Genomic DNA, 12,444 nt, shown 5'->3' on the forward strand with positions numbered 1-12,444 from the left:
AAACGGAACCGAGAATCTGATGAGTGACTACAAAAATACCCTGAATTTGCCGGAAACAGGGTTCCCGATGCGCGGCGACCTCGCCAAGCGCGAGCCTGGTATGCTGCAACGCTGGTATGAGCAGGACCTGTACGGGATGATTCGTGCTGCCAAAAAGGGCAAAAAAACCTTTATCCTGCATGACGGCCCTCCGTATGCGAACGGCAGCATTCATATTGGTCACTCGGTTAACAAAATTCTCAAAGACATTATTATCAAGTCGAAAGGGATGGCCGGTTATGACTCGCCGTACGTACCGGGCTGGGACTGCCACGGCCTGCCGATCGAACTGAAAGTCGAGCAGCTGATCGGCAAGCCGGGTGAGAAAGTCACCGCGGCTGAATTCCGTGAAGCGTGCCGGAAATATGCCGCTGAGCAGGTCGCGGGCCAGAAAGCGGATTTCATCCGCCTCGGCGTGCTGGGTGACTGGGATCGCCCTTACCTGACCATGGACTTCAACACCGAAGCCAACATCATCCGTGCGCTGGGCAAAATCATCGCCAACGGCCACCTGCACAAAGGCGCGAAGCCGGTGCACTGGTGTACTGACTGCGGCTCCTCGCTGGCCGAAGCGGAAGTGGAGTATTACGACAAAACCTCCCCGTCGATTGATGTGATGTTCAACGCCACTGATGCCGCAGGCGTTGCCGCGAAATTCGGCGTCACGCAGTTCAACGGCCCGATTGCGCTGGTGATCTGGACGACCACGCCGTGGACCATGCCGGCCAACCGCGCCATCTCCCTGAACCCGGACTTTGCCTACCAGCTGGTGCAGGTGGACGGGCGCTGCCTGATCCTGGCGACCGACCTGGTGGAGAGCGTGATGAAGCGCGCCGGCATCACCGGATGGACGGTGCTGGGCGAGTGCAAAGGGGCTGACCTGGAGCTGCTGCGCTTCCAGCACCCGTTCCTGAGCTTTGACGTCCCGGCGATCCTGGGCGACCACGTCACGCTGGATGCCGGTACCGGTGCGGTGCATACCGCGCCCGGCCACGGCCCGGATGACTACGTAATCGGCCAGAAGTATGGCCTGGAAGTGGCTAACCCGGTCGGCCCGAACGGCTGCTACCTGCCGGGCACCTACCCGGCGCTGGACGGCCTGTTCGTCTTCAAAGCCAACGACGTTATCGTGAACCTGCTGCGTGAGCAGGGTGCCCTGCTGCACGTGGAGAAGCTGACCCACAGCTACCCGTGCTGCTGGCGTCACAAAACGCCGATCATCTTCCGCGCCACGCCGCAATGGTTCATCAGCATGGATCAGCACGGCCTGCGCAAGCAGTCGCTGGCTGAGATCAAAGGCGTGCAGTGGATCCCGGACTGGGGCCAGGCGCGTATCGAAAACATGGTCGCCAACCGCCCGGACTGGTGCATCTCCCGCCAGCGTACCTGGGGCGTGCCGATGTCGCTGTTCGTGCATAAAGAGACGGAAGTGCTGCACCCGCGCACCATCGAGCTGATGGAAGAGGTGGCGAAGCGCGTTGAGCAGGGCGGCATTCAGGCGTGGTGGGATCTCGACCCGGCTGAGCTGCTGGGCGACGACGCCGCAGACTACGTGAAAGTGCCGGACACGCTGGACGTCTGGTTTGACTCCGGCTCTACCAGCTTCTCCGTGGTTGATGCCCGCCCGGAATTTGACGGCCACACGCCGGACATGTACCTGGAAGGCTCTGACCAGCACCGCGGCTGGTTTATGTCATCCCTGATGATCGGCACCGCGATGAAGGGCAAAGCGCCATACAAAGAGGTGCTGACCCACGGCTTCACCGTGGACGGGCAGGGCCGCAAGATGTCCAAGTCCATCGGCAACACCGTCTCCCCGCAGGACGTGATGAACAAGCTGGGTGGCGACATCCTGCGCCTGTGGGTCGCCTCGACCGACTACACCGGTGAGATCGCCGTGTCTGACGAGATCCTGAAACGCGCCGCGGACTCCTACCGCCGCATCCGTAACACCGCCCGCTTCCTGCTGGCGAACCTGAACGGCTTCAACCCGGAAACGGACATGATAAGCCCGGAAGAGATGGTGGTACTGGACCGCTGGGCCGTGGGCCGTGCGCGGGCCGCGCAGCAGGACATCGAACAGGCGTACGCCCGTTACGATTTCCATGAAGTGGTGCAGCGCCTGATGCAGTTCTGCTCGGTGGAGATGGGGTCGTTCTACCTCGACATCATCAAAGACCGCCAGTACACCGCGAAAAGCGACAGCGTGGCGCGCCGCAGCTGCCAGACCGCGCTCTACTACATCGTGGAAGCGCTGGTCCGCTGGATGGCACCGATCATGTCCTTTACCGCGGATGAGATCTGGGGCTACCTGCCGGGCAAACGTGCGCAATACGTCTTCACCGAAGAGTGGTTCGATGGGCTGTTCGGGCTGGACGCCGCCGAGCCGATGAGCGACGCCTTCTGGGCCGAGCTGCTGAAAGTGCGCGGCGAAGTGAACAAGGTGATTGAGCAGGCCCGTGCCGACAAACGCCTGGGTGGCTCGCTGGAAGCCGCCGTCACGCTCTATGCCGACAGTGACCTGGCCGCGAAACTGCACAGCCTGGGCGCGGAACTGCGCTTCGTGCTGCTGACCTCCGCGGCCGCCGTTGCCCCGCTGGCGGATGCCCCGGCAGACGCGCAGGCAAGCGAGCAGCTCAAAGGGCTGAAAATCGGCCTGGCGAAAGCGGAAGGCGAGAAGTGCCCGCGCTGCTGGCACTTCACCACCGATGTCGGCCAGAACCCGGAGCACGCAGAGATCTGCGGTCGCTGCTATACCAACGTAGCCGGACACGGCGAAGAGCGTAAATTTGCCTGATGCGTAAACCGTTATTTTCTACCGGACTGCGCTGGCTGTGGTTGACGGTCGTGGTACTGATCGTCGACCTCGGCAGCAAGCAGTGGATTGTGAACCACTTTATGTTGGGCGAAACGCAGCCGCTGTTTCCGTTCCTGAACCTGCACTACGCGCGCAACTACGGCGCGGCGTTCAGCTTCCTGGCGGACAAGGGCGGCTGGCAGCGCTGGTTCTTTGCCGGCATCGCCATTGCCATCGCGCTGGCGCTGCTGGTGATGATGTTCCGCAGCAGCGCCCAGAAGAAGATCGCCAACAGCGCCTATGCGCTGATTATCGGCGGGGCGCTGGGCAACCTGTTTGATCGCATGTGGCATGGCTTTGTAGTGGACTTCGTTGACTTCTACATCGGCAACTGGCACTTCGCGACCTTTAACATCGCTGACACCGCCATCTGTATCGGTGCGGCACTGGTGGTGCTGGAGGGCTTTATCGCCCCCGGCACCCACGATAAGGCTGCGGCCGGAAACAAGGGGTAACTGATGGCAGACCACGTTCAACCTGACAGCGCCGTACTGGTGCACTTTACCCTGACGCTGGAAGATGGCTCAGTGGCGGAGTCTACCCGCGGCAACGGCAAACCGGCGCTGTTCCGCCTGGGTGACGGCAGCCTTTCGGAAGATCTGGAGGCGCACCTGTTAAACCTTCAGGTCGGCGACAAGCGCGCCTTTACCCTGTCGCCGGAGTCGGCGTTCGGCCAGAAAAGCCCGGATCTGATCCAGTTTTTCTCCCGCCGTGACTTTATCGAAACCGGTATCCCGGAGGTGGGCACCATTATGATGTTCACCGCGATGGACGGCAGCGAAATGCCGGGCGTGGTGCGCGAGGTGGCGGAGGAGTCGATCACCGTTGACTTCAACCACCCGCTGGCAGGCCAGCACATCAGTTTTGATCTGGAAGTGCTGGAGATTAACCCGGATCTGGAGGCCAATGATGCAAATTCTGCTGGCTAACCCGCGCGGCTTCTGCGCGGGCGTTGACCGCGCCATCAGCATCGTGGAGCGTGCGCTGGAGATTTACGGCGCGCCGATCTACGTGCGGCACGAAGTGGTGCATAACCGCTACGTGGTGGACAGCCTGCGCGCCCGCGGGGCGGTGTTTATTGAGCAGATCAGCGAAGTGCCGGACGGCTCGATCCTGATCTTCTCTGCGCACGGCGTCTCCCAGGCGGTGCGGGCGGAAGCGCGCAGCCGTGACCTCACGGTGTTTGACGCCACCTGCCCGCTGGTGACCAAAGTGCATATGGAAGTGGCACGCGCCAGCCGCAAAGGCACCGAAGCGATCCTGATCGGCCACGCCGGGCACCCGGAAGTAGAGGGCACCATGGGCCAGTACAGCAACCCGGAAGGGGGCATGTACCTGGTGGAATCCCCGGCGGATGTCTTCTCCCTGCAAGTGAAAAACGAGGAGAACCTCTGCTTCATGACGCAGACCACCCTGTCGGTGGATGACACCTCTGACGTGATCGACGCCCTGCGTGAGCGTTTCCCGAAAATTGTCGGGCCGCGCAAGGATGACATCTGCTACGCCACCACCAACCGGCAGGAAGCGGTACGCAACCTGGCGGATGGGGCTGACGTGGTGCTGGTGGTCGGGTCGCGTAACTCGTCTAACTCCAACCGTCTGGCGGAGCTGGCGCAGCGCATGGGCAAGCAGGCCTATCTGATCGACTCCGCTGCTGACATCCAGGAAGCCTGGCTGAAAGGCGCGGCGAGCATCGGCGTCACCGCCGGGGCCTCCGCGCCGGACGTGCTGGTGCAGGATGTGATCGCACGCCTGCAGGCGCTGGGCGGCGGCACGGCGATTGAGATGAGCGGCCGCGAAGAGAACATTGTGTTTGAAGTGCCGAAAGAGTTGCGGGTCGACGTCAAACAGATCGACTGATCGTCCCGCGCTCCGCATTGTTAAGGGTCTGCCTCGGCAGACCCTTTTTTATGCGCGGCGTACGCAACCGCGCGGAGGCGTGACTCAGCCCGGCAGAATAAAGCGGTGTTGCGGAACGCCGGTTTCATTCGTTTCGACCTGCAACAGCGCGCCGTCCAGTTCGCCGGGGTTCTCCAGCCCTTTGCGGGCGGAGGTGATAAACAGCGTCTTGCGCTCCGGGCCGCCAAAGGTACAGCAGCTTGGCTGGCTCACCGGCAACGGGATCGCCTCTTCCGCCAGCAGTTCGCCGTCATTGATCTGGTAGGTAAACAGGCAGTGATGGCCGAAGCAGGCATTCACTAACCGGCCACTGGTGGTGAGGGTGGAGCCGTCCGGCGTCAGCTCGCCGCTGGAGTAGCAGCTCAGGGTGCGCGGGTTGATGCGTTTGCTGTTACCGGAGTAGAAGCGTTTGGCGCTGCTGTCGGCGAACCAGACGCGGTTCTCATGCCATACCAGCGTATTGGGGATGGTGAGCTTGTCCATCATCATTTCCGGCGCGGCGTCCCCGGCGGCGTAGCGATACCAGGCCCCGATCGGGTCATTTTCGGTTAAATCCATGGTGCCGAACCAGAGCGAGCCGTCAGGCGCGATGGCCGCTTCATTCGGCCGGGTTTTGGCGATCTCTTCCGGGTAGTCGCAGAGCACGGCAATCTCCCCGCTGGCGAAGTCATAGGTGGTGATGCCCAGCTGGGAGACCAGCAAAAACAGCTCTTCCTTATCCGTGAGCAGCACGCCGCTGGTGACACCCGGCAGGGTGCGGATTTCTGTTTCCCGGCGTGACGGCCAGTAACGCAGCAGGCGCTGGCGGTTGATGTCTACCCAGAGCAGCGACTGGCTGCGATCGCACCATACGGGCGTTTCACCCAGTTCGGCCCGGTAGTCATTAACCGGGGTGACGTCAGAACGTAGAAATGCGGCCATACGGGGATTGTCCTCTCTGTAAAAAATCGTTCGCACCGCAAAGGGGCGGCGCACTCTCTCAGCGTAGCCAAAAGCGCCTGACGGCGCTGGCAGAATCGGATCATTCCGGCTGTGTGGCGCGCTGGCTGAAATTGCATGACTATGCGAACATCATGCATGGACAAAACAGGCAGGGCGGGTGATTAAAAATCACCCATTTGTGCCGATTTTTGCCTAATCTTTTAACATCATAGGGATAGATTTTACTGATGTTAACAAGCCTATATCATAAATTTCTTATTATCCGAGAATTTATCTGGCTGTGGTGAGAGGGCGTGGCTACCCTGAAGGTGATTCACGGCGAACGATAAAAACAGAAGAGAGAATGTATGCATAATTCTGATATCCGCATTGCGATTGCGGGATCGGGCGGCCGCATGGGCCGACAACTGATTCAGGCCGTGCAGCAGGCCAACGGCGTGGTACTGGGGGCGGCCCTGGCACGCCCCGGCTCCTCGCTGGTAGGGGTCGATGCGGGTGAACTGGCCGGGGCCGGCATGCTGGGCGTGAAGGTCAGCGACAGCCTGGAAGCCGTCATCGACGCTTTTGACATCCTGATCGATTTTACCCGCCCGGAGGCGGCGCTGGCCTACCTGGAAACCTGCCGCCGCCACGGAAAAGGGATGGTCATCGGCACCACCGGCTTCGACGACGCCGGAAAAAACGCGATTAAACAAGCGGCTGAAGAGATCGGCATCGTCTTTGCCGCCAACTTCAGCGTGGGCGTCAATGTGGTGCTGAAGCTGTTAGAGAAGACGGCCAAAATCATGGGCGACTACACGGACATCGAAATCCTGGAAGCGCACCACCGCCATAAAGTGGATGCCCCTTCCGGCACCGCGCTGGCGATGGGCGAAGCGATTGCCGATGCGCTCGGCCGCGATCTGAACGCGTGCGCGGTCTACGCTCGTGAAGGCCACACCGGTGAACGTGACCCAAAAAGCATCGGTTTTGCCACCGTACGCGCCGGGGATATCGTTGGTGAACACACGGCGATGTTTGCTGATATTGGCGAGCGCGTTGAGATTACCCACAAGGCCTCCAGCCGCATGACCTTTGCCAATGGCGCCGTTCGCGCTGCTGCCTGGGTTTCCGGCCATAAAAACGGGCTTTATGACATGCGGGATGTGCTGGATCTCCATAATTTATAGTTTTTCCAAACCATTGTGATGTGGTTTTTTGATCATAATTATTTGATTAACGGGCAATTCCTTGATTGCCCTTTTTTTATTATGCAAAAACAGGAGTTAAGAATTTATAAACAGGCGTGATAGACAAAATAGTTACTTTACCTTCCTTGTTTTCCGTGTCGCCTGACTGGGTTGTATAAAAAACATCCTTATTCTCGTTTTTCCTCCTCTTTCCTGCTGCCGGCAGACTCGCAACCGTTTACTCCCCCGACTTATGCGGTGTTTTTGCCGTTGATAAGAGGCAATTTGTCTGAATGCAGAGAAAACATAACAAAAAAGGTGGGTTTGGGTAGACAAAGGGGATCGCCCTCATTAGAATGCGCGCAATTTGCCGAAAATTAGCTCTTGCAGCGATTTTTGCATTGATTTAGTGCGCCTGTTCTGAATTAATATGCAAATATTGTGATTGATTATTCCTGGAGGATGCTTTGATTAAGTCAGCGCTGTTGGTTCTGGAAGACGGAACCCAATTCCACGGTCGGGCCATCGGGGCCGAAGGTACGGCAGTGGGGGAAGTGGTCTTCAATACGTCGATGACCGGTTATCAAGAAATCCTCACTGATCCCTCCTATTCCCGCCAGATCGTTACCCTTACTTATCCCCATATCGGCAATGTCGGCACCAACGCCGCCGATGAAGAATCCTCCACTGTTCATGCGCAAGCCCTGGTTATCCGCGACCTCCCGCTCATCGCCAGCAACTACCGCAATGAAGAAAACCTCTCCGACTACCTCAAGCGCCTCAATATCGTCGGCATTGCAGACATCGACACCCGTAAGCTGACGCGCCTGCTGCGTGAGAAGGGCGCCCAGAACGGCTGCATCATCGCCGGGGACAACGTTGACGCCGCGCTGGCGCTGGAGAAGGCCAAAGCCTTCCCGGGCCTGAAAGGCATGGATCTGGCGAAAGAGGTCTGCACCCGCGAGAGCTACAGCTGGCAACAGGGGAGCTGGGCACTGGAAGGCGGCCTGCCGGAAGCGGCCGAGGCGTCCGCGCTGCCGTTCCACGTGGTGGCCTATGACTACGGCGTGAAGCGCAACATCCTGCGGATGCTGGTGGATCGCGGCTGCCGCCTGACGGTCGTCCCGGCACAGACCCCGGCAGACGAGGTGCTGGCGATGAACCCGGACGGCATCTTCCTGTCCAACGGCCCGGGTGACCCGGAGCCGTGCGACTACGCCATCGCGGCAATCCAGCGCTTCCTGGAAACCGACATGCCGGTATTCGGCATCTGCCTCGGCCACCAGTTGCTGGCGCTGGCCTGCGGCGCGAAAACCCGCAAGATGAAGCTCGGCCACCACGGCGGCAACCACCCGGTGAAAGACTGGGACAACAACACGGTGATGATCACCGCGCAGAACCACGGCTTTGCCGTCGATGAAGAGGATCTGCCGCCGACGCTGCGCATCACGCACTCTTCGCTGTTTGACCACACGGTGCAGGGCATCCACCACACCAGCAAGCCGGCCTTCAGCTTCCAGGGCCACCCGGAAGCCAGCCCCGGCCCGCACGATGCCGCACCGCTGTTCGACCACTTTATCGAACTGATCAAGACTTACCGTTCCACCGCCAAATAATCAGGAGCCATAACAGCCATGCCAAAACGTACTGACATAAAAAGCATCCTGATCCTCGGCGCCGGCCCGATTGTTATCGGCCAGGCATGTGAGTTCGACTACTCCGGCGCGCAGGCCTGTAAGGCGCTGCGTGAAGAGGGTTACCGCGTCATCCTGGTGAACTCCAACCCGGCCACCATCATGACCGACCCGGAAATGGCCGATGCCACCTACATCGAGCCGATCCACTGGGAAGTGGTGCGCAAAATCATCGAAAAAGAGCGCCCGGATGCGGTGCTGCCGACCATGGGCGGCCAGACGGCGCTGAACTGTGCGCTGGAGCTGGAGCGCCAGGGCGTGCTGGAGGAGTTCGGCGTCACCATGATTGGTGCCACCGCCGACGCCATCGACAAGGCGGAAGACCGCCGCCGCTTTGACCAGGCGATGAAGAAAATCGGCCTGGACACCGCCCGCTCAGGCATCGCGCACACCATGGAAGAGGCGCTGGCCGTGGCGGCTGACGTCGGCTTCCCGTGCATCATCCGCCCGTCGTTCACCATGGGCGGCACCGGCGGCGGCATCGCCTATAACCGCGAAGAGTTTGAAGAGATCTGCGAACGCGGCCTCGACCTTTCCCCAACCAACGAGCTGCTGATCGATGAGTCGCTGATTGGCTGGAAAGAGTATGAGATGGAGGTGGTGCGCGACAAGAATGACAACTGCATCATCGTCTGTTCGATCGAGAACTTCGATGCGATGGGCATCCACACCGGTGACTCCATCACCGTGGCCCCGGCGCAAACGCTGACCGACAAAGAGTACCAGATCATGCGTAACGCCTCGATGGCGGTACTGCGTGAGATCGGCGTCGAGACCGGCGGCTCCAACGTGCAGTTCTCGGTAAACCCGAAAAACGGCCGCCTGATCGTCATCGAGATGAACCCGCGCGTCTCCCGCTCCTCGGCGCTGGCCTCGAAAGCCACCGGCTTCCCGATCGCCCGCGTCGCCGCCAAGCTGGCGGTGGGCTACACGCTGGACGAGCTGATGAACGACATCACCGGCGGGCGCACCCCGGCCTCGTTCGAGCCTTCCATTGACTACGTCGTTACCAAGATCCCGCGCTTCAACTTCGAGAAGTTCGCCGGTGCCAACGACCGCCTGACCACCCAGATGAAATCGGTGGGTGAAGTGATGGCCATCGGCCGCACCCAGCAGGAGTCGCTGCAAAAGGCGCTGCGCGGCCTGGAAGTCGGCAAAACCGGCTTTGATCCGATGGTCAGCCTCGACGATCCGGAAGCCCTGACCAAGATCCGCCGCGAGCTGAAAGATGCCGGTGCGGATCGTATCTGGTACATCGCCGACGCCTTCCGCGCCGGGATGTCCGTGGACGGCATCTTCAACCTCACCAACATCGACCGCTGGTTCCTGGTGCAGATTGAAGAGCTGGTGCGGCTGGAAGAGAAAGTGGAAGAGGGCGGTGCCAATGTGCTGACCGCCGACTTCCTGCGCCAGCTCAAGCGCAAGGGCTTCGCCGATGCGCGCCTGGCGAAACTGGCAGGCGTCTCGGAAGGCGAGATCCGCAAGCTGCGCCACAAATACAACCTGCACCCGGTCTACAAACGGGTGGATACCTGTGCGGCGGAGTTCTCCACCGATACCGCCTACATGTACTCCACCTATGAGGAAGAGTGCGAATCCAACCCGACCAACGACCGCCCGAAAGTGATGGTGCTGGGCGGCGGGCCGAACCGTATCGGCCAGGGTATCGAGTTTGACTACTGCTGCGTCCACGCCGCGCTGGCGCTGCGCGACGACGGCTATGAAACCATCATGGTCAACTGCAACCCGGAAACCGTCTCCACCGACTACGACACCTCTGACCGCCTCTACTTCGAGCCGGTGACGCTGGAAGATGTGCTGGAAATTGTGCGCATTGAGCAGCCGAAAGGGGTGATTGTGCAGTACGGCGGCCAGACCCCGCTGAAACTGGCGCGTGAACTGGAAGCGGCCGGCGTGCCGATCATCGGCACCAGCCCGGACGCGATTGACCGCGCCGAAGACCGTGAGCGCTTCCAGCAGGCGGTGAACCGCCTCGGCCTGAAGCAGCCGGCCAACGCCACCGTGGCGACCATTGAACAGGCGGTGGAGAAGTCCGCCGGGCTGGGTTACCCGCTGGTGGTGCGCCCCTCCTACGTGCTGGGCGGCCGGGCGATGGAGATCGTCTACGACGAAACCGACCTCAAGCGCTACTTCCAGAACGCGGTGTCTGTTTCCAATGACGCGCCGGTACTGCTGGACCGCTTCCTGGATGACGCCGTAGAAGTGGACGTTGACGCTATCTGCGACGGCGAGCGGGTGCTGATTGGCGGCATCATGGAGCATATCGAACAGGCGGGCGTGCACTCCGGTGACTCCGCCTGCTCCCTGCCGGCCTACACCCTGAGCAAAGAGATTCAGGATGAGATGCGCCGCCAGGTCGAGAAGCTGGCCTTCGAACTCTGCGTGCGCGGCCTGATGAACGTGCAGTTCGCGGTGAAAGACAACGAAGTCTACCTGATCGAGGTAAACCCGCGTGCCGCCCGTACCGTACCGTTCGTCTCCAAAGCCACCGGCGTGCCGCTGGCGAAAGTGGCGGCGCGGGTGATGGTCGGCCAGACGCTGGCGGAACAGGGTGTGACGGAAGAGGTCATCCCGCCGTACTACTCGGTGAAAGAGGTGGTGCTGCCGTTCAACAAATTCCCGGGCGTTGACCCGATCCTCGGGCCGGAAATGCGCTCCACCGGGGAAGTGATGGGCGTCGGCCGCACCTTCGCGGAAGCCTTCGGCAAAGCGATGCTGGGCAGCCACTCCGGCCTGAACATGAAAAAGAGCGGCCGTGCACTGCTCTCCGTGCGCGAGGGGGATAAATCCCGCGTGGTGGATCTGGCCGCCAAGCTGCTGAAACGCGGTTTCGAGCTGGACGCCACCCACGGCACCGCCGTGGTGCTGGGCGAGTCGGGCATTAACCCGCGCCTGGTCAACAAGGTGCATGAGGGCCGCCCGCACATTCAGGACCGCATCAAAAACGGTGAGTACACCTACATCGTCAACACCACCGCCGGGCGTCAGGCGATTGAGGACTCCAAGCTGATTCGCCGCAGCGCCCTGCAATATAAAGTGCATTACGACACCACCCTGAACGGCGGCTTCGCCACCGCGATGGCACTGAGCACCGACCCGACAGAGCAGGTGATCTCAGTGCAGGAGATGCACGCGCAACTCAAAGGCTGATTTTTCTCACCTCAGCAAAAACCCCACGGCAACGTGGGGTTTTTTTATGCCTGTCCTGCCAGCGCATCACGCTTGCGGCCGTGCGCCAGGCGGGAAGGGGCATCGCGCCCGGCACCCTGCCGGCGTCCCCCACAGGGCAGATATCACGCTTTTTTGCCTGCCATCACACGCTGGCGGTGGCAGTCGCCGGGTTCCAGTTTATGCCCGTGAAGTGAACGCACCTCCAGCGGCTGCACTGGCTGCCCGCAGGCGTTATCCAGCAGCACAGAATGTGTCTCGCCCTGCTCAAACAGATAGCGTTCTCCCCATTGCCGTATGGCCACCACAATCGGAAAGACGGAACGGCCCTTTTCGGTCAGGACATATTCGCTGTACGCACTGCCGTCTGACGCGGGGCAGATCTCAAACACGCCGATATCAACCAGCAGTTTCAGGCGGGAAGCCAGAATATTTCTCGCCAGGCCCAGATTCTTTTGAAACTCACTGAATCTGCGCACATCGTCAAACGCCTCACGGATGATCATCAGACACCAGCGTTCACCAATAGCTTCTAACGTCCTGGCGACGGGGCATTCGCTGGTTCTGAGCGATTCCTGTTTTGCCATCTCTTTTGCTCTCCGTTTGCCCGTTTATTGACGCCAGCATAATCCTCACCAAAAGAAGTTGCAAAAAA

The 12,444-nt window shown here is 60.5% G+C and carries 9 protein-coding genes; 7 read left to right on the forward strand and 2 right to left on the reverse strand.

From position 1 onward, the window contains the following. Positions 1–19: 19 nt before the first annotated feature. From ileS to ispH, 4 genes are read left to right on the forward strand one after another with little or no spacing between them, the layout of a single operon-like run. Positions 20–2,836 (forward strand): isoleucine--tRNA ligase, encoded by a 2,817-nt coding sequence (ileS, locus tag CYR32_RS05540; RefSeq protein WP_101823397.1) that lies wholly within the window; start codon positions 20–22, stop codon positions 2,834–2,836. After that, positions 2,836–3,351, forward strand: a complete 516-nt coding sequence (gene lspA, locus CYR32_RS05545; RefSeq protein ID WP_101823398.1) for a signal peptidase II — start codon at positions 2,836–2,838, stop codon at positions 3,349–3,351. The genes ileS and lspA overlap by 1 nt, the downstream gene beginning before the upstream one ends. Positions 3,352–3,354: 3 nt before the next feature. Then, complete coding sequence (gene fkpB / locus CYR32_RS05550; RefSeq protein ID WP_101823399.1) at positions 3,355–3,825, forward strand: FKBP-type peptidyl-prolyl cis-trans isomerase; 471 nt, start codon at positions 3,355–3,357, stop codon at positions 3,823–3,825. Next, positions 3,806–4,756, forward strand: coding sequence for a 4-hydroxy-3-methylbut-2-enyl diphosphate reductase (gene ispH, locus CYR32_RS05555; RefSeq protein ID WP_101823400.1), 951 nt, complete (start codon positions 3,806–3,808; stop codon positions 4,754–4,756). The genes fkpB and ispH overlap by 20 nt, the downstream gene beginning before the upstream one ends. Before the next feature lie 84 nt (positions 4,757–4,840). Here the strand turns inward: ispH and CYR32_RS05560 are convergent, their stop codons facing one another. After that, a complete protein-coding gene (locus CYR32_RS05560; RefSeq protein ID WP_101823401.1) occupies positions 4,841–5,716 on the reverse strand; it encodes an SMP-30/gluconolactonase/LRE family protein in 876 nt (291 codons plus the stop codon). 368 nt (positions 5,717–6,084) lie between these two features. Here CYR32_RS05560 and dapB point away from each other — a divergent pair, with 368 nt between their 5' ends. The 3 genes from dapB to carB all read left to right on the forward strand — a co-directional run bounded on the left by dapB (position 6,085) and on the right by carB (position 11,771). Then, complete coding sequence (gene dapB, locus CYR32_RS05565; RefSeq protein ID WP_101823402.1) at positions 6,085–6,906, forward strand: 4-hydroxy-tetrahydrodipicolinate reductase; 822 nt, start codon at positions 6,085–6,087, stop codon at positions 6,904–6,906. 467 nt (positions 6,907–7,373) lie between these two features. Next, positions 7,374–8,522, forward strand: a complete 1,149-nt coding sequence (gene carA, locus CYR32_RS05570; RefSeq protein WP_101823403.1) for a glutamine-hydrolyzing carbamoyl-phosphate synthase small subunit — start codon at positions 7,374–7,376, stop codon at positions 8,520–8,522. Positions 8,523–8,540: 18 nt separating this feature from the next. Continuing rightward, positions 8,541–11,771, forward strand: coding sequence for a carbamoyl-phosphate synthase large subunit (carB, locus tag CYR32_RS05575; protein WP_101823404.1), 3,231 nt, complete (start codon positions 8,541–8,543; stop codon positions 11,769–11,771). Positions 11,772–11,914: 143 nt separating this feature from the next. Here the strand turns inward: carB and CYR32_RS05580 are convergent, their stop codons facing one another. Next, positions 11,915–12,376: a winged helix-turn-helix transcriptional regulator gene (locus CYR32_RS05580; protein ID WP_101823405.1), complete on the reverse strand. Its 462-nt coding sequence runs from the start codon at positions 12,374–12,376 to the stop codon at positions 11,915–11,917. Positions 12,377–12,444: the final 68 nt, after the last annotated feature.

It is taken from the genome of Chimaeribacter coloradensis (assembly GCF_002858715.1).
GTDB lineage: Bacteria > Pseudomonadota > Gammaproteobacteria > Enterobacterales > Enterobacteriaceae > Chimaeribacter > Chimaeribacter coloradensis.

Coding starts and splice junctions, on each gene's coding strand:
- ileS (WP_101823397.1), top strand. CDS start 20: ATGAGTGACTACAAAAATACCCTGAATTTGCCGGAAACAGGGTTCCCG.
- lspA (WP_101823398.1), top strand. CDS start 2,836: ATGCGTAAACCGTTATTTTCTACCGGACTGCGCTGGCTGTGGTTGACG.
- fkpB (WP_101823399.1), top strand. CDS start 3,355: ATGGCAGACCACGTTCAACCTGACAGCGCCGTACTGGTGCACTTTACC.
- ispH (WP_101823400.1), top strand. CDS start 3,806: ATGCAAATTCTGCTGGCTAACCCGCGCGGCTTCTGCGCGGGCGTTGAC.
- CYR32_RS05560 (WP_101823401.1), bottom strand. CDS start 5,716: ATGGCCGCATTTCTACGTTCTGACGTCACCCCGGTTAATGACTACCGG.
- dapB (WP_101823402.1), top strand. CDS start 6,085: ATGCATAATTCTGATATCCGCATTGCGATTGCGGGATCGGGCGGCCGC.
- carB (WP_101823404.1), top strand. CDS start 8,541: ATGCCAAAACGTACTGACATAAAAAGCATCCTGATCCTCGGCGCCGGC.
- CYR32_RS05580 (WP_101823405.1), bottom strand. CDS start 12,376: ATGGCAAAACAGGAATCGCTCAGAACCAGCGAATGCCCCGTCGCCAGG.